Genomic DNA, 22,591 nt, shown 5'->3' with positions numbered 1-22,591 from the left:
CCACATGACCAGTCCCAACGCGCCCGCCAAGCCCAAGGCGGCCGGCCGCTTCGACGTCGAGCGCATCCTGCTCGGCCTGGCCGCCCCGGTCCTGGCCGTGCTGCTGTCGATGGCGATCTGCACCGTCCTGCTGGCGGTCTCGGGCAAGGACCCGTTCAACGCCTTCGACGTGATGTTCCGCTACGGAACCGCGTCCGACGGCCAGGTGCTGACGCTCAACCGGGCCACGGTGTACTACCTTGCCGCCTGCGCGGCCGCCTTCGGCTTCCGGATGAACCTGTTCAACATCGGTGTCGAGGGCCAGTACCGGCTCGGCGTTCTGTTCGCCGCGTTCGTCGGCAGCCAGGTCGACCTGCCCTCGTTCCTGCAGATCCCGCTGCTGCTGGTGACCGCCATGGTTGTCGGCGGCCTGTGGGCGAGCATCGCCGGCCTGCTCAAGGTCTACCGGGGCGTCAGCGAGGTCATCTCGACCATCATGCTGAACGCCATCGCCACCGCGGTGGTCGGCCTGCTGCTCATCCCCGGACGCTTCGCGCCGAAGGTGAGCGGGACCAGCAACGCCATCCAGACCGCCCCGGTCTCCGAGTCCAGCCACTTCTTCACGATCGAGACCGCGGGTGGCACCCTCTGGGGCTTCATCGTGATCGCCGCGCTGGTGGGCATCCTCTTCCAGTTCACCCTGAGCCGCACCAAGTTCGGCTTCGACCTGCGGGCGACCGGCCGCTCCGAGAGCGCCGCCAAGGCCTCCGGCGTGAACGTCAAGCGCATGGTGATCACCAGCATGGTGGTCTCCGGTGCGATCGCCGGCCTGATCGGCCTGCCGGAGCTGCTGTCGAGCTCGTACTACTTCGGTCAGAGCATCCAGCCCGGTCTCGGCTTCACCGGTATCGCGGTCGCCCTGCTCGGGCGGAACAGCCCGATCGGCATCGCCTTCTCGGCGCTGCTCTTCGCCTTCCTCGACGTCGCCGGCACCCAGCTGCCCCTGCAGGGCAACTACCCGCAGGAGATCGTCGCCGTCATGCAGGGCACCATCGTCATCTGCGTCGTCGTCGCCTACGAGCTGGTGCGCCGTTACGGCCTCAAGCGCCAGCAGCAGAAGGTCGGCGCCGAGCTCGCCGCTCAGGCTGCGGCTGCTGCCAACAAGGAGGTGGCCGCGTGAGTACGGCAACTGCCGCTCGGCCGAAGTCCCCGGGCAGTGCGCCCGCGAAGAAGTCCAAGCTCACCTGGCCGGTGGTGCTGCTGCTGATCGCCGCGGCCCTGGTGCTGTTCGCCGCCGTCGGTGCGATCACCGGCAACCACGGCCTGACCGCCTCCGGGCAGGTCAGCGCGGCCCTCGGGTCCGCGGTGCCGATCGCCATGGCCGGTCTCGGCGGTCTCTGGTCCGAGCGGGCCGGCGTGGTCAACATCGGCCTCGAAGGCATGATGGTCGCCGGCACCTTCTGCGGTGCCTGGGCCGGCTACCTGGTCAACCCGTGGGTCGGCCTGCTCGCCGGAATGGCGGGCGGCGCGCTCGGCGGTCTGCTGCACGCGCTGGTCACGGTCACCTTCGGTGTCGACCACATCGTGTCCGGTGTCGGTATCAACCTGCTGATCCCCGGCATCTGCGCGTACGTCAACCGGATCTACTACCGGGACTACGTGTCGGCCGGTGCCGGTGCCAACCAGTCCCCGCCGGCCGATCCGCTGCCGAACATCACCATCCCCGGCCTGTCGACCTTCCTGAAGGACATCGAGAACCACCACTGGTTCCTGGTCTCCGACGTCGCGGGCATCATCGGCGGTATGGTCACCAACCTCTCGGTGGTCATCGTGATCGCCGCCGTGATGCTGATCGCCAGTTACTTCGTGCTCTGGCGCACCGTCTTCGGCCTCCGGCTCCGGTCCTGCGGTGAGAACCCGACCGCGTCCGAGTCACTGGGCGTCAACGTCTACAAGTACAAGTACCTGGCCGTCATCGCCTCGGGTGCCTTCGCCGGTCTCGGCGGTGCGTACCTCTCGCTGGTGGCCGCGCACTTCTACAAGGACGGCCAGACCCAGGGCCGAGGCTTCATCGGCCTCGCCGCGATGATCTTCGGCAACTGGATGCCGGGCGGCCTCGCCATGGGTGCCGGCCTGTTCGGCTTCACCGACAGCCTCCAGCTGCGCGACGCCGACAACGTGCACGTGCTGCTGCTCGTCGTCGCGATCGGGATGGCGCTGCTGGCCGTGTGGCAGCTGTACCGCCGGGTGTTCGTCGCCACGCTCGTCAGCATCGTGGTCGCGTTGGGCATGAGCGTCTGGTACGCCACCACCGACTCGGTGGAGCGCCCGCTGATCGTCGCCACGCCGTACGTGATCACGCTGGTGGTGCTCGCGCTGGCCTCGCAGCGGCTGCGGCCGCCGAAGGCCGACGGGCAGATCTACCGCAAGGGCGAGGGTAAGTGACGAGCCGTTCCGCCGGGGCCTTCGACTGGGAGATGCTGCGAGCGGCCGCCCGCGACGCGATGTCGCACGCGTACGCGCCGTACAGCAAGTTCCCGGTCGGGGCAGCGGCGCTGGTGGACGACGGCCGGGTGGTCGTCGGCTGCAACGTGGAGAACGCCTCGTACGGGCTCGGCCTCTGCGCCGAGTGCGGGCTGGTCTCCGCCCTGCACGCCTCGGGCGGCGGGCAGCTGGTGGCGTTCACCTGCGTGGACGGTGCCGGCGAGCTGCTGATGCCGTGCGGGCGCTGCCGCCAGCTCCTGTACGAGCACGGCGGGCCCACGCTCCTGGTCGACCTGCCTTCGGGCGTCCGGCCGATGAGTGAGGTGCTGCCCGACGCGTTCGGGCCGGAGCGGCTCTAGCCGTTCTGTTTGTTACGCGCGTAGAGTGTCGCGAGAAGGCCATTCCGGTCGTCCCGCGACACTCTTCGCATTTCGACCCACCCTCCTGGAGTACCTATGGACGCCCCCTCCGTCATCAGGACCAAGCGCGATAGCGGAGAGCTGACCGACGCTCAGATCGACTGGGTGATCGACGCCTACACCCGCGGCGAGGTCGCCGACGAGCAGATGTCCGCGCTGGCCATGGCCATCCTGCTGAACGGCATGAACCTCCGGGAGATCAGCCGCTGGACCGACGCGATGATCCGCTCCGGCGTCCGGATGGACTGGTCCGCCCTCGGCATGCCGACCTCGGACAAGCACTCCACCGGCGGCGTCGGCGACAAGATCACCCTCCCGCTGGCCCCGCTGGTGGCCGCCTGCGGCGCCGCCGTCCCGCAGCTCTCCGGCCGCGGTCTCGGCCACACCGGCGGGACGCTCGACAAGCTGGAGTCCATCCCCGGCTGGCGGGCGCTGCTCTCCAACGACGAGATGATGAGCGTGCTGCGCTCCTCCGGCGCGGTGATCTGCGCCGCGGGCGACGGCCTCGCTCCCGCCGACAAGAAGCTGTACGCGCTGCGCGACGTCACCGGCACGGTCGAGGCGATCCCGCTGATCGCCAGCTCGATCATGTCCAAGAAGATCGCCGAGGGCACCGGCGCCCTGGTGCTCGACGTGAAGGTCGGCTCCGGCGCCTTCATGAAGAACCTGGCGGACGCCACCGAGCTGGCCCACACCATGGTCGGCCTCGGGAAGGCGGCCGGGGTCAACACCGTCGCCCTGCTCACCGACATGTCCACCCCGCTCGGCCTGACCGCGGGCAACGCGCTGGAGGTCCGCGAGTCGGTCGAGGTGCTGGCGGGCGGCGGACCGGCCGACGTGGTCGAGCTGACCGTGGCGCTGGCCCGCGAGATGCTCGCCGCGGCGGGCGTGAAGGGCAAGGACCCGGCCGACGCGCTGCGCGACGGCTCCGCGATGGACCACTGGCGCCGCATGATCACCGCCCAGGGCGGCGACGTGGACGCGCCCCTCCCGGTCGCCCGCGAGAAGCACGCCATCCTCGCCCCGGCCACCGGCGTCCTGACCGCCCTCGACGCGTACGCCGTCGGCGTCTGCGCCTGGCGCCTCGGCGCGGGCCGCGCCCGCAAGGAGGACCCGGTGCAGGCCGGCGCCGGCGTCGAGATGCACTTCAAGCCGGGCGACAAGGTGACCAAGGGGCAGCCGCTGCTGACCCTGCACACCGACACCCCGGAGCGTTACGAGTACGCCATCGAGGCCCTCGACGGCGGCATCGAGGTCTCCCCGGAGGGCACGGCGTTCACCCCGCCCCCGATCGTGCTCGACCGCATCGCGTGATGCCGAGGCCCTGTGTGCGTGTCGCACGCAGGGCGAGCGAGCCAAAGGGCGCGCCGCCGGGTACGAGCGCCCGGCGGCGCGCCGAGCCTGACAAAGGGCCTTTCGGGCGGCGGGTGTGCTCAGGCCCTGGCCGGTGCGCCCGACCTGCGGGGTGTGCTCGCCCTGCGGGCGTGGACGGCCTGGCGAGTCGCGTAGAGGGTGACGCCGGCGGCGAGGGTCATGGCCGTGAGGCCGACGGCGGCGGCGCCGTCCCAGCCGACGGAGTGGTAGGCGTCGGCGCCGAGGGTGCCGCCGAGGCTGTTGCCCAGGTAGTAGGCGATCAAGTAGAGCGCCGAGGCCTGGGCGCGGCCGGTGGTCGCGGTGCGGCCGACCGAGGAGGAGGCCGTGGCGTGGCCGGCGAAGAAGCCGGCCGTGATCAGGACGAGGCCGAGCAGCGCGCACGGCAGCGAGTCGGCGAGGGAGAGCAGCAGCCCGGCGGCGGTGACGCCGATCGCCACGTACAGGGTGCCCCGGCGGCCCAGCCGCCCGGTCAGGCGGCCGGCGCTCGCGGAGGAGGCGGTGCCGACCAGGTAGACCACGAAGATCGAGGCGGCCACCGACTCCGGCAGGTTGAACGGCGCCGAGACCAGCCGGTAGCCGACGGTGTTGTAGACCGCGCCGAAGACCGCCATGAAGAGCAGGCCGAGCGCGTACAGCCGCAGCAGCAGAGGGTTGCGCAGGTGGCCCGAGACGGTCCGGGCCAGGGCGCGGCCGTCCACCGGCGCCGGGCGGAAGTGGCGGGCGGCGGGGATCAGCAGGCGGAAGGCCAGCGCGGCCAGCAGGGCGAGGACCGCCGAGGTGGCCAGGCCCCAGCGCCAGCCCCAGGCGGCGGCGGCCCAGCCGGACGCCAGCCGTCCGCCCATGCCGCCGATGCTGTTGCCGGCCACGTACAGGCCCATCGCCGAGGCCAGCGCGCTCGGGTGGACCTCCTCGGCGAGGTACGCCATCGCGGTCGCCGGCAGCCCGGCCAGTGCGGCGCCCTGCAGGATCCGCAGCACCACCAGCGTGCTGAGGTCCGGTGCGAAGGGGAGGGCCAGGGCGAGCGCGGAGGCTGCCAGCATCGAGGCGGTCATCACCGCCGTCCGCCCGTACCGGTCGGAGAGGGCACTGGCCGGGAGCAGCGCGAGGGCGAGTCCGAGGGTGGCCGCCGAGGCGGTCCAACTGGCCTGGCCCGGAGTCAGATCGAGGTCGGCCGAGAGGATCGGCAGCAGGCCCTGGGTGGAGTAGAGCAGGACGAAGGTGGCGATCCCGGCGGCGAAGAGTGCCAGGTTGGAGCGCCGGAAGGCGCGGTCACCCGGGCGGTGACGCAGGTCGGCACCGGACTCGGCGGTGGTGTCGGGGGACGGCTGGGAGAGGGCACCCGGCAGCGTGGCTGCGGATGCCCCGGTACTGGCAGGCGGCATGTACCGAAGGTAGGACTGCCGTGGTTGATGCGTCCAATGCATGTTTTGCCGATAATCCATGCTGTGACGTATGAGAGCAGCTCGCAGCCGCTACGGTCCGCCGACCTCGGCCCCGACACTCCTGCGGCCCAGCTGGCCCCGCAGCTGGCGCAGTTCGCGGCGGTGGCCCGGCTGGAGCACGTGACGCAGGCGTCGCAGCTGCTCGGCATGCCGCAGCCCACGCTGTCCCGCTCGGTGGCCCGGCTGGAGGCCGAGCTGGGGGTGGACCTGCTGGCCCGTCAGGGCCGCGCCGTCCGGCTGACCCGGGCCGGGCGGCTGCTGCTCGGCTCGGTCGAGCGGGCGCTCGCCGAGCTGGAGCGCGGGGCCGAGGCGGCGCGGGCCGAGGCCGACCCGGCGGCCGGACGGGTGGCCTTCGGGTTTCTGCACACCATGGGCTCGGATGCGGTGCCGGCGCTGCTGCGCGGCTTCCGGGCCGGGCATCCGCAGGTGCGCTTCCAGCTGGTGCAGGACTACGTCGCGGCGATGCTGGAGCGGCTGCGGGCGGGGGAGTTGGACCTCTGCCTGGTCTCGCCGCTGCCGGACGCACCGGACCTGACGGCCCGTCCGCTGGACGAGCAGCGGCTCCACCTCGCCGTACCGGCCGACCACCGGCTGGCCGGCCGGCGGCGGATCCGGCTCGCGGAGGTCGCCGAGGAGCCGTTCGTGGCGGTCGAGGAGGGGTACGGGCTGCGCGTCATCACGGACGGGTTCTGCGCGGAGGCCGGCTTCTCCCCGCGGATCGCCTTCGAGGGCGAGGAGGCCGAGACGCTGCGCGGGCTGGTCGCGGCGGGGCTCGGGGTGGCGCTGCTGCCGCCCGCCCTGGTGCCGCGCCCGGGGGTGGTGGAGCTGGAGGTCACGGCCCCCCGCACCCGGCGGGCGATCGGGCTCGCCTGGGTCACCGGCCGCCCGCTGACGCCGCCTGCGGCGGCGTTCCGCGACTTCGTCCTCTCCCGGCGCGGGCGACTGCTGGACCACGACTGACGGCGATGCCTGCCTGGCCTCGGTCAGCGCAGTTGAAGGAGTATCGGCCGGGTGGTGACGGTGATGGTGTCACCGGCCTGGACCGCCGTGTGGCTCCCGTCGAGCCCTTCGACGGCGGAGACCTCCGGGCTCGCCGTCATGCGGGTGCTCCCCTCGGGCGTCCACCGGACGACGAAGTCCTTCTCGCCGTTCGGGGTCGGCCCGGTGAAGGAGCACTGCCAGACGTTGTCCGGGAGGCGCGCCTGGATCCCCTGTCCACAGGACCGGATGCGTGCCCGGTGGAGCCAACGCTGGAACTCCTCCAGTCTCAGCGCGGCCGGGGTCGGAACGCCTCCCTCGGGCTGGAGCTGTTCATGGTGACGCCGAAGAGGGTCGACGGCACGTCCGTCGGTGTCTGGCTCCACATCGGACCGGTGAGGTGCTGCGGGGTGCCGGGCCGCTGCGGACGGCCGGCGACGGAGCTCCCCGTGAGCGTGGTGGCTCCCAGGAGGACGATCGCCCAGGCGATCAGGACGGTTCGCCATCGGCGCCGCGCGGACGGCGGTCGAAGGCCTTCACGCCCGACGCCGTGGGCGCGAGACGGCTGCTGATCGGCCGTCGGCACGGATTCCGGAGCGGCCGAGGAGGACTCCGCGGCAGCGGCGCCGCCGACCCTGTGCTCGGCCTCCGCGCGGGCCCATAACCGGAAGAGACGGCCCATCTCCTCGGTGGTCGCGCCGCATGCCGTCGCGATGCTCTCCGCGACGCCGAAGGAGGGTGGAAGGCTCTGCCCGTTGCAGTAGCGGTGGACGGACGACCTGCTGAGGTTGGTGTGTGAGTGAGGCCGGGGCGAAGCTGCTGGAGGAGGCCCGGCCCACCCATGACGCGGCCCTGCGCGAGGCGCTCGCCGACGCGGCTCGCCGGCCGGAGCCGGCCCCGCTGGTGGAGGTCGTCCGCGGGCTGAAGCCGGCGGACCTCCGCGGGCTTGGGCCTTTCGGTGGAACGGGTGCTCATCTTCCGCGACATGCCGGTGATCGACGTGCCGAATCTACGCGCGTAGGGCTACACTCCCGCAATGGAGAAGCAGACCCCTGCCACCGCGGGCACCACAGGCCCCCGCATCCCCACCCCCGAGCAGATCGCCCGCGCGCCGAAGGTGCTCCTGCACGACCACCTCGACGGCGGACTGCGCCCCGAGACCATCGTCGAGCTGGCCGCCGCCTGCGGCTACGACGGCCTCCCCACCACCGACCCGGCCAAGCTCGGCCTCTGGTTCCGCGAGGCCGCCGACTCCGGCTCGCTGGTGCGCTACCTGGAGACCTTCGCCCACACCTGCGCCGTGATGCAGACCCGCGAGGCGCTGGTCAAGGTCGCCGCCGACTGTGCCGAGGACCTGGCCGCCGACGGCGTCGTCTACGCCGAGGTCCGGTACGCCCCCGAGCAGCACCTGGAGGGCGGCCTGACCCTGGACCAGGTCGTCGAGGCCGTCAACGAGGGCTTCCGCCTCGGCGAGGCGAACGCCCGCGCGGCCGGCCACCGGATCCGCGTCGGCACCCTCCTCACCGCGATGCGGCACGCCGCCCGCTCGCAGGAGATCGCCGAGCTGGCCAACCGCTACCGCGACGCCGGCGTGGTCGGCTTCGACATCGCCGGTGCCGAGGCGGGCCACCCGCCCACCCGCCACCAGGGCGCCTTCGACTACCTCAAGGGCGAGAACAACCACTTCACCATCCACGCGGGTGAGGCCTTCGGCCTGCCGTCCATCTGGGAGGCCCTGCAGTGCTGCGGCGCCGACCGGCTCGGACACGGCGTCCGCATCATCGACGACATCACCGTTCACGAGGACGGCAGTGTCGAGCTCGGCCGCCTGGCCGCGTACGTGCGTGACAAGCGCATCCCGCTGGAGATGTGCCCGACCTCCAACCTGCAGACCGCGGCGGCGAGTTCGTACGCCGAGCACCCGATCGGGCTGCTCAGCCGGCTGAAGTTCCGGGTCACCGTCAACACCGACAACCGGCTGATGAGCGGTACCAGCATGAGCCAGGAGTTCGGGCACCTGGTGGAGGCCTTCGGCTACACCCTGGGCGACATGGAGTGGTTCACCGTGAACGCCATGAAGTCGGCGTTCCTGCCCTTCGACGAGCGGCTCGCGATGATCAACGACGTGATCAAGCCGGGCTACGCCGAGCTCAAGGCGGAGTGGCTGTTCAGCGGCAACGTCTGACCGGCCGTCGCCTGACGATCCGTCGGGCTGGTTCGGGGCCGTCGCCGGGGCCCCGCACCAGCCCGGCACTTGAGTGCTCATCTGACATATCACCCGTGTGAGTTACGCCCCTTTGATCCGCATGCGACGTTGTCACTACGGTGTGCCAGTCAATGCTGACACGGTGTAGCGGCGGTGCCCCCGGGCACGCCCGCGCGCCGGCCACCGACGAGGACTCGAGGACGAACTCATGAAGCAGGCCACCATGAAGGCTGCCGGGACCGCTGCACTCGGTGTCGCGTTCGCGGCCGCCGCTGCCGGCTCCGCTGCCGCCGCCCCCGGCGGGCTCGGTCTCCCGACCAGCGCGCTGACCAACCCCACGGCGCTCTCCACCGTGACCGGCGCTGCCAGCAGCCTGCCGGCCACCGCCCCGGTCACCCAGGCCGCCGGCAACCTCAACCCGGGTGTCGCCACCGCCCTCACCCCGGCCCCGGCCGCCCAGCCGGCCCCGGCTGCTCCGGTCGAGGCTGCGCCGGCCGCGCAGGCCGCCCCGGCAGAGGTTGCGCCCGCCGCGGACGCCGCCGCTCCGGTGGCCGAGGCGGCGCCGACCGGCGCCACCCGTGGCCTGCCGGTGCCCGTCCCGGGTGCGCAGGGCCTGGAGAAGACCCCGGTCGGCGGTGTCGTCGGCACGCTCAGCGGCCTCGGCGGCGGTCTGCCGGGTGCGCCCGGCATCGGCTGAGCGGAACGCGACGTACGACGGAGGGCCGTCTCCCCAGCGATGGGGAGGCGGCCCTCCGGGCGTTCGGCTCACGGCTCGCGGCTCGCGGCTCATGGCTCACGGCTCACGGCTCGCGGCTCATGGCTCACGGCTCACGGCTTCCGGTTCACGGCTCCTGAGGGAGGAACAGCCACAGCGCCAGGTAGATCAGGAACTGCGGCCCGGGCAGCAGGCAGGAGGCCAGGAACAGGATCCGGACCGTCCACGGGGTGAGTCCGAAGCGCTCGGCGATCCCGGCGCAGACACCGGCGATGACGCGGTTGTGACGGGGGCGGGCGAGTGCGCTCATGGTGGGACTCCGAAGTCTCTCGGCCCGGTGCCGGTCTCTCCGGTGGGCATGACTCAAGCCTCCCTGTCCGGCCCGCCGGAGACGTCAGCCCCGAAGCCGATCCCGTCCCCCGACCTCTCACCGGGTCGGCGTATCCCGAGCTCAGGGTCGGTCTCAGGGTGACCCCCGAGGCCGGGGGCCCGGCACGCCCGCTTATGCTCGCGGCTCCGTGTGGTCGGCCGGCGCGGGCCGGCCCGGAGCTCGAGGGAGTCGTGGGATGGACCGACGTCGGATGTGGTGGGCGGCCGGAGCCGGTGGCGCGGTGCTCGTCGCGGGAGTGGTGACGCTTGCCCTGCTGTCGGACGACCAGGCGGATGAGTTGCCGGTCCGGGCCCGTCAGTACACCGATGTCCGGGTCTGCCTGCTGACGGACGGGCAGGGCGTGGCGGGCAAGGCCGCCGTGCCGGTCTGGGCGGGGATGCAGGACGCCTCCGCGAAGACGCATACGCAGGTCTCGTGGCTCAAGGTGACCGGCGAGGCGTCGGCCGGACGGGCGCAGATCTTCGCCAACACCCTGCTCCAGCAGAAGTGCTCGGCGGTGATCGGGGTGGGCGAGGCGCAGGGGCAGGCGCTGCGGGCGGTGGCGCCGGCCAACCCGAAGGTGCGGTTCGCCGTGGTCGGCCAGGGCGGCTCGGCGGGCAATCTGACGGTCGTCGACGAGTCCTCGGACGTGCGGGGCTCGGTGGCGAGGTTTGTGACGGATTCTTCGGGATGATCCGATAGGGGGCCCGGCTCGTCCTTACGCGACCTTTATAACTGCAGGTCAGAGCGGGCTCAGCAAAGGTTTCGCAAACTCAGGTAAAGACTCCCCCTGTCATCTTGTCGACAAGTGGATCTCTCCGATGGGATGCGCGAGCCATCTTGCTGATCTTCCCTGGGGTCCCCCATGCCCGTTCGCCCTTTCCGTTCCCGCCGTCGGCGTGCGCTGCACCGCAAGGTGCTGCGGACCATGGCGCTGATCGTGGTCACCGCGATCTCGCTGATGCTGACGACCGAGGAGGCGATGGCGCAGGGAGCGACGCTCCCGCCGCTGTCGGCGGGCCCCATCCGGGACTTCTTCGCCTGGATGACCGGTGACTCTCCGTCATGGGGGGACCTGCCGAAGCAGAAGTCGGGCTCGGCCGCCGGCCGCGACCACGCGGTGTCGGCCGACAAGACCCGCGCGGGCGGCGGCGCCGGTCACGCACCGGGCAAGGGCAAGGGCGAGCTGGACGCGTCCACGCCGTACGCGCGCAACTTCAAGACCGGCCTCAGCGGCAAGCGCGAGGGCTTCAACGCCAAGACCAGCAAGCGCGACGCGAAGAAGTCGACGGCCAACTCGGACTTCTACCAGAACGCCGACGGCACCTTCAGCCGCAGCGTCTCCCAGGGGAAGACCAACTACCAGGACGCCTCGGGCGCCTGGCAGCCCGTGGACACCAAGGTCACCAAGCAGGCCGACGGCCGCTTCCACCAGAATGCCAACTCGCTGAGCGTCGACTTCGCCGCCCACGCGGCGGACGGCGCGCTGGCCTCGTTCGGCGTCGACGCCGGCCACAGCCTCTCGTACGGCCTCAAGGGCGCCGCGGCGGTCGAGGGCACGGCCGACGGTTCCACCGTCACCTACCCAGGCGCGTTGCCCGACACCGACCTCCAGCTCGCCCCGATCCCCTCGGGCGTCAAGGAGTCGGTGGTCCTGCACTCGGCGAACGCCGGCAACTCCTGGGTCTTCCCGCTGGACCTCAAGGGCCTGACCCCCAAGCTCAACTCGGCCGGCGGCGTCGACCTGCTGGACGCCTCGGGCAAGGCCGTCGAGACCATTCCGGCCGCCTACGCCTACGACTCCAAGATCGACCCGGCCTCCGGTGACCCCGCCAGCACCCATGCGGTGACGTATGAGCTGATCACCGACGGCGGCAAGCCCGCGCTGCGGATGACTCTGGACGCCGGCTGGCTGCACGACTCCAAGCGCGTCTTCCCGGTGACCGTGGACCCGTCCATCTGGGACCGCCCGAACACCACCTACGTGGAGACCGGCGCCGACATCCCGCAGGCCGACCACTCGATGGAACCGACCATCAAGATCGGTTCCTACGACTCGGGCCCGCACTCCGCGCGCGCCTTCGAGCAGGACTGGTACGACGCCTTCGACGGCTCCGGTGTCTCGCTGATCTCCGCCCACCTGTGGCTGTACGACCTCTGGGCCTCCACCTGCACCCCGCAGTCGTTCTCGGTCGCCCAGATCACCCAGCCCTGGACGCCCAGCGGCCTGACCAGCTACCCCGGCCCGTCCATCGGTTCGCAGATCGGCACCCTGACGCCGACCGTCTCGCACGCCTGCGCCAACCCCACGCTCAGCCCGACCGGCGGTGACTGGGTCATCGTCACGCTGGACAACGCCGCGATCCAGAACTGGGCCAACGGCACCACCCCGGACTACGGTCTCGCCGTCTACGCGCCGACCAACGACTCCAGCCACTGGAAGAAGTTCGGTTCGATGGCCAACCCCGGCATCGAGCCCAAGATCGTCTACGACTACACCGGCAATGTCCCCCCGCAGGTCGACGCCACCTTCCCGGACAGCGGCAACTCCGCCGACACCCTCACCCCCGAGCTCCAGGCCTTCGCCGACGACGACGCCACGACCTCGCTCCAGTACCGCTTCTACGTCTACGACACCAGCTCCAACCTGGTCGTCGACTCCGGTCTGACCGGCAGCGGCAGCTGGACCGTCCCGTCCGGCAAGCTGAAGTGGGGCCAGACCTACTACTGGACCGTGCAGGCGTACGACGGCTCGCTGTACTCCTCCGCCGCACCCTGGTCCGCGCTCGCCATCCAGGTGCCGCAGCCGTCCCTCACCTCCTCGCTCTCGCAGAACGGTGACGCCCGCGGCTTCAACCCCGCGATCGGCAACTTCACCAAGTCGGTCACGGACGCCGACCTCACCGGCGCCGGCCCGGCCCTGGAGGTCGTCCGCGACTACAACTCCCGCGACTACCGCACCACCGGCTCGTTCGGCACCGGCTGGTCGAGCGTCTACGACGCCCGGGCCACCGAGCTCTACAACGCCTCCGGCGTCCAGACCGGCGTGGTCGTCAGCTACCCGGACGGCTCCCAGGTCGGCTTCGGCAAGAACGCCGACGGCACCTACTCACCGCCGGGCGGACGCTTCGCCTCGCTGCGCTCGATCACCGGCGGCTACACGCTGACCGACAAGAACGCCACCGTCTACACCTTCACGCAGAGCCTGGGCTCCGGCGGCTACGGCGTCACCTCGATCGCCGACGCCAACGCGCGTGCGGTGAACTTCACCTGGGCCTCCGGCCAGATCTCCACCATGACCTCGGGCGTCTCCGGCCGGGCCCTGCACCTGACCTGGTCCACCCCGGCCGGCGCCGGCAGCCCGCACGTGGCCACAGTGTTCACCGACCCGGTCACGGGCACGGACTGGAACACCGCGCTCACCTGGAAGTACAACTACACCGGCGACAAGCTGACCTCGGTCTGCCAGCCCACCGACTACGTCAACTGCAGCCAGTACAGCTACACCCAGGGTTCGCAGTTCCAGACCCAGGTGCTGGATGCCGGCCCGTCCTCGCTCTGGCCCCTCTCCGAGGCCGCCGGCGCCACCACGGCCGCCAGTGCGGTCAACACCAACGAGGGCGCCGACAAGGCGACCTACTCCAACGTGACGCTGGGCCAGTCCGGCCCGCTGGCCGCCAGCACCGCCACTGCGGCGGGCTTCAACGGCACCAGCTCCTACATCGAGATCCCCAAGAGCCTGGCCAGCAGCTCCAGCCAGTACACGGTCTCGATGTGGTTCAAGACCACCGCCGTGAACGGCGTGCTTTTCTCCTACTCGGCGCTGCCGATCGACAGTGGCACCAGCCTCGCGCAGTACACCCCGTCGATCTACGTCGACGGCAACGGCAAGCTGGCGGCCGAGTTCTGGAACACCTCCGGGGTCGCGCCGATCGTCAGTACCAACACGGTGAACGACGGCAACTGGCACCAGGTGGTGCTCTCCGGCGCGGGCAGCTCCCAGCGGCTCTACCTGGACGGCAACCAGACCGGCTCCACGCTGAACGGCATGATCTCGCGCAGCGGCGGCTACACCAGCGCGCTGCAGGGCCACACCTACATCGGTGCGGGCTTCCTCGGCGGTAAGTGGCCGAACGAGCCGCACTACTCCACCACCGACAACACCGGCTACGCCACCTACTTCAACGGCAGCATCGCGCAGGTCGCGACCTTCCCGAAGGGCCTGACGGCCGCCCAGATCGCCTCCCAGTACGCGGCGGGCAAGCAGACCGGCAACCTGCTGACCGGAATCACCCGTCCCTCGGGCAAGCAGTTCGCCACCGTCGTGTACGACACCAACTCGGCCCAGGTCAACCAGGTGACCGACGAGAACGGTGGCGTCTGGCAGATCAGCAAGCCCTCGGTGGCCGGGTCCAGCCAGGTCTACCGCTCCTCGGTGCTGGGCTCCGGCCCGGCCGGCTACTGGCGCCTCGGCGACACCGCCGGCGCCAGCACCGCGGTCGACGAGGTCAACTACGGCAAGGCCACCTACAACGCCGTGACGCTCGGCACCGCCGGTCCGTTCGCGGACGCCACGGCGGCCAAGTTCGACGGCAGCTCCTCCTTCGTGCAGCTCCCGACCTCCACCACGGTCGGCACCGGGGACAACTCGGTGGAGATGTGGTTCAACATGCCGGCCGGCAACACGGCCGGAGGTGTGCTCTTCGACTACGCGGGCTCCTCGCTGACCGGCGCCAACCCGCGCGGCAACGACTGGGTGCCTGCCCTCTACGTCGGCACCGACGGCAAGCTGCACAGCAAGTTCTGGGACCAGTACGGCAGCGCCTGGCAGGTGAACACCCCGGGCACGGTCAACGACGGCAAGTGGCACCACGTCGTGCTCGCCGCGAACAGCGGCCGGTCCACGCTGTACATGGACGGCGTCCAGGTCGGTTACACCAACGGCACCCGTACCAACTCGCTCACGAGCTACGTCTACATCGGCGCCGGCGAGAGCTACAACTGGCCCAGCGCGCCCACCAACGAGCGGGGTTACTTCCCCGGCTCGATCTCCGACGTCGCCTTCTACAAGACCGAGCTGTCCGCCGCCGAGGCCACTGCGCACTTCCAGTCGGCCAAGAACTCCGCCGGCCTGCTGCCGGTGGAGAGCGTCACCGTCACCATGCCCGGCGGCAAGACGATGACCCACCAGTACGACGTGACCAACGGCTACCGCGCGGTCGCCGAGGTCGACGGTGAGGGCGCCAAGACCAGCTACGGGTACGACACCGGTGGCTTCATGCGCACCGTCACCGACCCGAACGGCAACGTGACCACCACCGGCCACGACGTCCGCGGCAACACGGTCTCCGTGACCGGCTGCCAGAACCAGGCGGCGGGCACCTGCTCCACCAGGTACTTCACCTACTACCCGGACGCCACCACGTCGCCGCTGACCACCGCCGACGCGCGCAACGACGTGCTGCTGACGGTGCGTGACGGCCGTTCCTCCTCGGCGACCGACAACACCTACCTGACCAGCTACGGCTACGACGCCAAGGGCAACAGGACCACGGTCACCACCCCGCCGGTGGCAGGCTTCCCGAACGGCCGGGTCGCCACCACCGTGTTCGCCGACGGCACCGCCACCTATCCGGCCGCAGACAGCGGCAACGTGCCCGCCGGTCTGCCGGTCAAGGTGACCTCGCCGGGCGGGGCGGTCTCCACCATCGCGTACAACCACAACGGTGACATCGCCTCGACCACCATGGCGTCCGGGCTGAAGACCACCTACACCTACGACGGCCTCGGCCGGCCGACCGGGAAGACGGTCATCTCCGACAGTTACCCGGCCGGTCTGACCACCAGCTACGTCTACGACGGCATGGGGCAGGTGGTAAGCGAGACCAGCCCGTCCACCACGGACCAGGTGACCGGCGCGACGCACACCGCCGTCGCCACCACCGTCTTCGACGTGGACGGCAACCCCACCTCGCAGACCGTCGCCGACGCCACCGGCGGTGACGCGCCGCGCACCCGGACCACCACGTACAACCAGTACGACCAGGTGGCCAGCCGCACCGACGCCAACGGCAACGCCGGCTACAGCAACGGTGCGACGACCTCGATGGCCTTCGACTCCGCGGGCAACCTGACCCAGGAGACGGACCCGGCGGGCAACGTCCACACGTACACCTACGACTCCAGCGGCAAGCTGCTCACCCGCAGCCTGCTCAACTACACCGGCGACCCGGTCAACCCCTCGCCCGCGACCACGCTGGTCGAGTCCTCCCGCGCCTACGACCCGGCCGGGCGGCTTGCCTCGATCACGGACTCGATGGGCAACACCACCAAGTACACCTACACGGATGACGGTCTGACCGCGACCGTCACCCGGACCGACTCCACGGGCACCAACAGCTTCGTGGTGCAGTCCAACGCGTACGACGCGGCCGGCAACCTGACCCAGCGGACCACCGGCAACGGCGCGACCGTGACGCAGTACCAGGTGGACGCCGCCTCGCGGACCACCAGCACCACCGTCGACCCGAGCGGTGTCAACCGCACCACCAGCGTCTCCTTCACCCCCGACGACCTGGTCGCCACGGTCAACGAGCACGACACCTCGGGCTGGGATCGCACCACGACCACCAGCTACGACACCGCCGGCCGTGCGCTGAGCCGCACCCTCTACGGGGACGCGTCCGGCCACCCGAACGGCTGGTGGAAGCTCGACCAGACCTCGGGCAGCACGGTGACGGACAACTCCGGCACGGGCTACACCGCCGCCACCTCCGGCGCGGTCACCTGGTCCGGCGGCGCGGCCTCCTTCGACGGGACCGGTGGAGCCATCTCCACCAACGGCCCGGTGATCAACAGCACCTCGTCGTACACCGTCTCGGCCTGGGTCAACCTCGCGGACAACACCACCTGGCACTCCTTCGTGACCCAGGGCGGCACCAACGTCCCGTCGTTCCACCTGTCCTACGACAAGAACCTGGGCTGGGCGTTCATCGCCACCAGCTCGGACTCGAAGACCCCCAGCGCGTACTACTCGGCGAGCTCCTCCTCGGTGGCGCTCAACACCTGGACCCACCTGGTCGGTGTCTTCGACTCCTCGAACGGCGCCATGAAGCTGTACGTCAACGGCGCGCTGGCCGGCTCCGGTACCAACCCGAGCCCGTGGACGGGCACCGGCGGGCTCACCATCGGCCAGTCCAAGCCGCTCACCGGCGCCCCGTACGACTTCCACAAGGGCCAGATCGGCAACGTCCAGGTCTACCAGCGGGCGGTCAGCGCCACCGAGGCGCAGACGCTCTACGCCAACGGCCGGACCGGCGGCACCGTCGGCTCCTCCAGCCAGCGGACCACCCGCTACACCTACGACCAGCGCGGTCTGGTCAAGATGATGTTCGACCCGAACGGCGAGGAGACCGACTTCGACTACGACGAGGCCGGTAACCAGGTCATGGTCTCGGCCCCGACCACGACGGTCGAGAACGTCGGCGGCACCCCCGTCCAGGCCTCGCCGACCTCGTTCATGGGCTTCAACACCTTCGGTGAGGAGGTGGAGCAGCTCGACCCCAACGGCAACGTGGTGAAGCACACCTATGACGCCAACGGCGAGGAGACCTCCACCACCGACCCGAACTACACCCCGCCGGGTTCCTCCACCCCGATCACCGCGACCACCACGCAGACGTACGACGCGCTCGGCGAGGTCGTCAAGGCGACCCGTCCGGACGGCAAGTACAGCAGCTACCTCTTCGGTCAGCGCGGCGAGTTGGCTCAGGAGACCACGCCGGACGGCAGGAGCACGCGCTACACGTACGACACCAACGGCGAGCGGCTGTCGGTCACCGAGGTCTCGGGTGCCGTCCGCCAGGCGACCTACGACTGGATGGGCCGCCAGCTCACCTCCACCACCCTGGAGCGGTACCCGACCGCGCAGACCGTGACCAGCACCAGCTCGTACGCGGTGACCAGCGGCAACCCGTACGGCGCCTTCCTCGCCTCGCAGACCTCCGCCGAGGGACGCAGCATCTCCTACGGCTACGACCGGCTCGGCGAGCTCACCTCGACCACCGACCCGGTGGGCAACATCACCCGGTACACCTACGACTACAAGGGCAACCAGCAGAAGACCATCGCGCCGGACGGAACCTGGTCCGAGATCTCGTACAACGCGGCCGACCAGCCCTCGTACGCCAAGCAGTACGACGCCTCCGGCAACCTGCTGGCGCAGACCTCGAACGTGTACGACAGCGTGGGCAACCTGCTCTCGGCCACCGACGCGACCGGTCACACCTCCACCTTCACGTACGACACCAACGGCCGGATGATCAACGAGGTCCAGCCGGTCTCGGCCACCTCGTCCATCACCACCTCCTTCGGCTACGACGCGGTGGGTCACCGGACCCGCTTCACCGACGGCCGCGGCAATGCCTGGAAGTACAGCTACAACACCTGGGGCGCGCGGGAGAGCGTCATTGCTCCCGCCACCACCGCCTTCCCGAACGCCGCCGACGGTACGTCGACCTACATCTACGACCAGCTCGGCCAGCTCACCCAGGTGAACCAGCCCGGTGGCGTCACCTACACGATGTCGTACGACGACACCGGCAACCTGGTCTCCCAGTCCGGCTCCGGCGCCGAGGTCGCCACCGCCACGCGCTCGTTCACCTATGACGCGCTGGGCCAGGTGCTGACCGCGAACACCGCGGCCGCCGGCACGGTCGGTCAGACCGGTTTCCAGGCCTCCACCAGCGAGACCTTCGGCTACGACGACCGCGGTCACCTGCTCTCTGCCAGCGGCTCGGCAGGCAACAGCACCTTCGCCTACAGCAAGGACGGCCTGCTCAGCTCGCGCACCGACGCGGCGGGGACCACCGGTTACACGTACGACAACGCGGGCCGGCTCGCCACCCTGGCCGACCCGGCGACCGGCAACACGCTGACCTACAGCTACAACTCGATGTCGCTCCCGACCTCGATCAGCTACGGGGCCAGCGGGCAGAACCGGACCTTCACGTACGACAACCGTCACCGGCTCACCGGCGACACCCTGACGAACGGTGCCTCGACGCTCGCGTCGATCACCTACGGCTACGACGTGAAGAGCAACCTCACCTCGAAGACCACCACCGGTGTCGCGGGTGCGGCGGCCAACACCTACACCTACGACTGGGCCAACCGCCTTACGTCCTGGAACAACGGCACCACCAACACGGCCTATTCGTACGACGCGTCGGGCAACCGCATCCAGGTCGGCTCAAGCGTCTACACCTATGACCAGCGGGACCAGCTGACCTCCGACGGCCAGCACACCTACGTCTACTCAGCCCGCGGCACGATGACCGAGGACAGGACCGGCGGCCAGCCGACGACCTACTCCTCGGACGCCTTCGGCCAGCAGATCGTGGCCGGTCAGCAGACGTACAACCTGGACGCCGGCGGCCGCGTCATCACTGCGGCCAACGGGGTCACCGGTACCCGGACCTTCCAGTACGTCGGCAGCTCCAACTCGGTGGCCTCGGACGGCTCCAACACCTACACCTGGGATCCGGGCAGCAACCTGATCGGCGTCAACACCCCGGGTGGGGCCGCGTCCACCGGCCGGCTCGCGATGACCGACCAGCATGACGACGTCATCGGCCAGTTCGCCGCAGGTTCCACCACGCTCACCGGCTCGCAGACCTACAACCCGCTGGGCAACGTCACCGCGACTTCCGGACTGATCGGCCAGCTCGGCTTCCAGTCCGGTTGGACGGACGCGCTGACCAGCAAGGTCAACATGGGCTCGCGCTGGTACAACCCCGGCAACGGCCAGTTCCTCAACAAGGACACCGTCGAGCTCAACCCGGCGCCGACCTCGGTCTCCGCCAACCCCTTCGCCTACGTCAACGACAACCCGCTGGCCGGTACCGACCCCGACGGTCACTGCTCCTGGTACGACGTGGTCTGCGGAGCCAAGAAGGTCGGCTCCGCTGTCGTCAACACCGTCTCCAGCGCCTGGGACACCGCCAGCTCCTATGTGAGCTCCGCTGCTGCCTGGGTCGAGGAGAAGGCCGAACGCGCCTACCACTACGTCGCCCAGGTCGCCCAGGAGGTCGTCCAGACCGTCCAGCGCACCGTGACGGCGGTGGTCCACCACGTGGCAGACGTAGGCCGAAGGGTCTACCGAAGCGCACGACGTGTCTATCGAAACACCGTCAGAACCGTGCGGAGGGTCGTCAAGGCGGCGGTCCACGTGGTGAAGACCGCCTACCACGCGGCTGCCAAGGCCACCTCGCACGTCGTGCACACGGTCGGCAAGGCGGTGGTCCATGCCGCCAAGGCGACCGGTAAGGCAGTGGCCAAGACAGCTGCCGCAGCGGTCAAGGTGGTCAAGGACCACGCGGCGGGCATCGCCTCGATGGCGGTCTCGGTGGGTGTCTTCCTCGGCTGCGAGGCGGGTGCCGCCGCCCTCACGGGTGGTGTCGGTGGAGTCGCCGCGATAGCAGGCTGTGGCGCCCTTGCCGGCGCTGCGGGCGCGGCGGCCGGCCAGGCCGTCAACTGCATGAAGGGACTGCCCGGCGCCTGCTCGGGAAGTGCATTCGGTACGGCTCTGGCCGTCGGTGCCATCGGCGGTGCGGTCGGCGGGGCTCTGGGCGGCGCCTTCGGAGGCAAGCTCGCCTCCTCGGCGCTCGGCGAGATCCTGCCGGGATTCGCTACCGGTGCCATCGAGGGTGCTGCGATCGGCGGCGTCAGTGGCGCTGTCAGCGGAGCCGCGGGCTACGGACTCAGCTGCGGCAACAACTGCTCGTGGACCGGTGCGGCCAGCGCCGGAATCAGCGGAGCGGTGGACGGCGCGAAGATGGGCGGTGCGTTCGGCGCGGCGGGCGGCGCCCTCGGGGGTAAGAGCGGGTGCCACAGCTTCACCGGCGCGACGCCGGTGCTCATGGCCGACAACGCGACCAAGCCGATCGATCAGGTCAAGATCGGCGACCGGATCACCAACTCTGTTCCTGGCAAGGAAGGTACTGAGACCCACACGGTCACCGATGTCATCGTGACCACCACCGACCACGACTTCGTCGACCTGAAGATCGCACCGGTCACCACCAGCCCGACCGCGTCTGCCGAAACCCGGACTGCCGAGGAACCGAGAAGCGGTGGCCGCTGGTCCAAGGCTCTCCTCGGTCTGGCCGCCGGCGTCGCGGCGATCGGCCTCTGGGCATCCGCCCCTGCCCAGCCGGCCCAGGCCGCGGAGCGGTCGAGCTCGACGGCTCAGGAAGCGACTCTCACCACCACCTTCACCCACCCCTTCTACGACGAGACCCAGCAGGCGTTCGTCGAAGCGAAGGATCTGAGGGTCGGAGACTCACTCCAGACTCCTACGGGCGCCGCCAAGGTCACGAGTGTTCACCGCTACCATGCCGACACCACCACATATGACCTGACTGTTGGTGACCTCCACACGTACTTTGTGGAAGCAGGCACCACTCCCGTCCTCGTCCACAACTGTGGCGATACGTACGGTGCCGGCGGCAGCGTCAGATACGGAGCTCTCGATGAGCTGGGGCGTCCGACCGGGGTTTCGGCTTCGGTGCGGCCAGGGATGCTCAAGATTCCGGGCGTACAGAAGGGCACCGGGTCCGAGGCGGGGAGTTTGAAGCCGCCCGGCTGGCGTGGGAACGGCACGCTTTTCAATGAGGCACGAGGGCACCTTCTTGCGGGCCGCCTCGGTGGCCGTGGTACGGGTAAGAACGCGCGACAGAACTTGGTCACGCTGACTCAGGATCCCATCAACACGCCGCTGATGAGAGATTTGGTGGAAGGCCCGATATATGACGCCGTAAAGGGCGGTGAAACTGTGCAGTACTCCGTGACGCCGGTGTATGAAGGGTCCAATCCGATTCCTATCGAGTTGAGGATGGAGGCCCACGGCAGCCAGGGGTTCCAGTTGTCCGCATGGCTGACGAATCCTGCTGCTGCGGTGCGCACTGCCGGGGGCGCAGGGTGGGGTGGGATGTACTGAGGTAGGATCATTCTCAGCGCCAGGAAAGAGATCTCGGGAGTTGTCGTGTCTGCTCTGCTGGAACGTCTTGTTCAGATGTGCCCCCCAGGTTCGTACGCTGGGGAGCAGGTTGACTGGGACTCGCTTGAGGAGAGTCTGGGATTTGCACTCCCCGACGATTACAAGGAGCTGACATCGCACTACCCGCCGGGGCTGTTCGGTGATTTCCTGACAGTGATCTATCCGGAGTCGCAGATCTCCACCATTGATCTCCGTTCTCAGATCGAGGCATCACGTCTCACGTTTCGTATCCTGAAGCGCGCCGGTGATGAGATTCCTTGCGACGAGGCTCTGCTGATCCCGGTCTGCGGGACGGACAATGGGAATCGGGTCTTCTGGGTGCGGGACCCGCTTGGTGATCCCAATCGATGGACGCTTCTGGTGAATGAGCCTCGCGGTCCTCAATGGGTAAAGTTCGAGGGTGGGATCCTGCAATTCCTGGTAGAGATCCTTTCGGGCTCGACGAAGATTGAGGTCTTCCCTGAGGATTACCCTTGGGGCAGGCCGAAGTTTGCCTCGATCTGGGGGTAGTCGGTAGTCGGTAGTCGGGTGACGGGAGAGCGTTCGTCTCTCCCGTCACCCGTGTC

13 protein-coding genes and 2 pseudogenes are annotated in these 22,591 nt (G+C 69.8%); 11 read left to right on the top strand and 4 right to left on the bottom strand.

Annotated features, from left to right (window positions below; genetic code table 11):
* Positions 1-4: 4 nt before the first annotated feature.
* From FB465_RS13440 to FB465_RS13425, 4 genes are all read left to right on the top strand, one after another.
* Positions 5-1,159, top strand: a complete 1,155-nt coding sequence (locus FB465_RS13440; protein ID WP_145790600.1) for an ABC transporter permease — start codon at positions 5-7, stop codon at positions 1,157-1,159.
* Positions 1,156-2,424 (top strand): ABC transporter permease, encoded by a 1,269-nt coding sequence (locus FB465_RS13435; protein WP_170290434.1) that lies wholly within the window; start codon positions 1,156-1,158, stop codon positions 2,422-2,424. Before FB465_RS13440 ends, FB465_RS13435 begins: the two co-directional genes overlap by 4 nt.
* A 32-nt stretch (positions 2,425-2,456) precedes the next feature.
* Positions 2,457-2,822, top strand: coding sequence for a cytidine deaminase (locus FB465_RS13430; protein ID WP_145797327.1), 366 nt, complete (start codon positions 2,457-2,459; stop codon positions 2,820-2,822).
* A 96-nt stretch (positions 2,823-2,918) separates the two neighbouring features.
* Positions 2,919-4,196: a thymidine phosphorylase gene (locus FB465_RS13425; protein WP_145790598.1), complete on the top strand. Its 1,278-nt coding sequence runs from the start codon at positions 2,919-2,921 to the stop codon at positions 4,194-4,196.
* A gap of 119 nt (positions 4,197-4,315) precedes the next feature.
* On the opposite strand, the gene FB465_RS13420 is transcribed toward FB465_RS13425, so the two are convergent.
* Positions 4,316-5,638 carry an MFS transporter gene (locus FB465_RS13420; protein WP_145790597.1) on the bottom strand — a complete coding sequence of 441 codons (1,323 nt, stop codon included), beginning with the start codon at positions 5,636-5,638 and terminating at the stop codon, positions 4,316-4,318.
* 63 nt (positions 5,639-5,701) lie between these two features.
* On the opposite strand from FB465_RS13420, the gene FB465_RS13415 reads away from it, so the two are divergent.
* Positions 5,702-6,658, top strand: a complete 957-nt coding sequence (locus tag FB465_RS13415) for a LysR family transcriptional regulator (protein ID WP_425461171.1) — start codon at positions 5,702-5,704, stop codon at positions 6,656-6,658.
* Between the two features lie 23 nt (positions 6,659-6,681).
* Here the strand turns inward: FB465_RS13415 and FB465_RS13410 are convergent, their stop codons facing one another.
* Positions 6,682-7,062: a hypothetical protein gene (locus tag FB465_RS13410; RefSeq protein ID WP_145790593.1), complete on the bottom strand. Its 381-nt coding sequence runs from the start codon at positions 7,060-7,062 to the stop codon at positions 6,682-6,684.
* Positions 6,966-7,415: pseudogene (locus tag FB465_RS37925) on the bottom strand (hypothetical protein); the annotation flags it as partial. The gene FB465_RS13410 and the pseudogene FB465_RS37925, both read right to left, overlap by 97 nt.
* Before the next feature lie 56 nt (positions 7,416-7,471).
* On the opposite strand from FB465_RS37925, the pseudogene FB465_RS36915 reads away from it, so the two are divergent.
* From FB465_RS36915 to FB465_RS13395, 3 genes and pseudogenes are all read left to right on the top strand, one after another.
* Positions 7,472-7,600: pseudogene (locus tag FB465_RS36915) on the top strand (MarR family transcriptional regulator); the annotation flags it as partial.
* 112 nt (positions 7,601-7,712) lie between these two features.
* Complete coding sequence (locus FB465_RS13400; protein ID WP_145790591.1) at positions 7,713-8,861, top strand: adenosine deaminase; 1,149 nt, start codon at positions 7,713-7,715, stop codon at positions 8,859-8,861.
* A gap of 229 nt (positions 8,862-9,090) precedes the next feature.
* Entirely contained in the window at positions 9,091-9,579 is a 489-nt protein-coding gene (locus FB465_RS13395; RefSeq protein WP_145790590.1) for a hypothetical protein, read from the top strand.
* A 145-nt stretch (positions 9,580-9,724) separates the two neighbouring features.
* On the opposite strand, the gene FB465_RS13390 is transcribed toward FB465_RS13395, so the two are convergent.
* Positions 9,725-9,907 (bottom strand): PspC domain-containing protein, encoded by a 183-nt coding sequence (locus FB465_RS13390; RefSeq protein ID WP_145790588.1) that lies wholly within the window; start codon positions 9,905-9,907, stop codon positions 9,725-9,727.
* Positions 9,908-10,163: 256 nt separating this feature from the next.
* On the opposite strand from FB465_RS13390, the gene FB465_RS13385 reads away from it, so the two are divergent.
* The 3 genes from FB465_RS13385 (at position 10,164) to FB465_RS13375 (ending at position 22,535) form a co-directional block, all read left to right on the top strand.
* Positions 10,164-10,661, top strand: coding sequence for a type 1 periplasmic-binding domain-containing protein (locus FB465_RS13385; RefSeq protein ID WP_145790586.1), 498 nt, complete (start codon positions 10,164-10,166; stop codon positions 10,659-10,661).
* 171 nt (positions 10,662-10,832) lie between these two features.
* Positions 10,833-21,965: a LamG-like jellyroll fold domain-containing protein gene (locus FB465_RS13380; RefSeq protein ID WP_145790584.1), complete on the top strand. Its 11,133-nt coding sequence runs from the start codon at positions 10,833-10,835 to the stop codon at positions 21,963-21,965.
* Positions 21,966-22,010: 45 nt separating this feature from the next.
* Positions 22,011-22,535 carry an SMI1/KNR4 family protein gene (locus FB465_RS13375; protein ID WP_145790582.1) on the top strand — a complete coding sequence of 175 codons (525 nt, stop codon included), beginning with the start codon at positions 22,011-22,013 and terminating at the stop codon, positions 22,533-22,535.
* The last annotated feature ends 56 nt before the right edge of the window (positions 22,536-22,591 follow it).

Origin of the sequence: Kitasatospora atroaurantiaca, assembly GCF_007828955.1 — a bacterium.
Taxonomy (GTDB): domain Bacteria; phylum Actinomycetota; class Actinomycetes; order Streptomycetales; family Streptomycetaceae; genus Kitasatospora; species Kitasatospora atroaurantiaca.
The sequence above is the reverse complement of the archived record's forward strand: the minus strand, read 5'-3'. Positions and strand labels throughout refer to the sequence as shown.

Bases quoted from the DNA above. Each gene is read 5' to 3' on its own strand.
- FB465_RS13440 (WP_145790600.1), top strand. From the start codon at position 5: ATGACCAGTCCCAACGCGCCCGCCAAGCCCAAGGCGGCCGGCCGCTTC.
- FB465_RS13430 (WP_145797327.1), top strand. From the start codon at position 2,457: ATGCTGCGAGCGGCCGCCCGCGACGCGATGTCGCACGCGTACGCGCCG.
- FB465_RS13425 (WP_145790598.1), top strand. From the start codon at position 2,919: ATGGACGCCCCCTCCGTCATCAGGACCAAGCGCGATAGCGGAGAGCTG.
- FB465_RS13420 (WP_145790597.1), bottom strand. From the start codon at position 5,638: ATGCCGCCTGCCAGTACCGGGGCATCCGCAGCCACGCTGCCGGGTGCC.
- FB465_RS13400 (WP_145790591.1), top strand. From the start codon at position 7,713: ATGGAGAAGCAGACCCCTGCCACCGCGGGCACCACAGGCCCCCGCATC.
- FB465_RS13395 (WP_145790590.1), top strand. From the start codon at position 9,091: ATGAAGCAGGCCACCATGAAGGCTGCCGGGACCGCTGCACTCGGTGTC.
- FB465_RS13390 (WP_145790588.1), bottom strand. From the start codon at position 9,907: ATGAGCGCACTCGCCCGCCCCCGTCACAACCGCGTCATCGCCGGTGTC.
- FB465_RS13385 (WP_145790586.1), top strand. From the start codon at position 10,164: ATGGACCGACGTCGGATGTGGTGGGCGGCCGGAGCCGGTGGCGCGGTG.
- FB465_RS13380 (WP_145790584.1), top strand. From the start codon at position 10,833: ATGCCCGTTCGCCCTTTCCGTTCCCGCCGTCGGCGTGCGCTGCACCGC.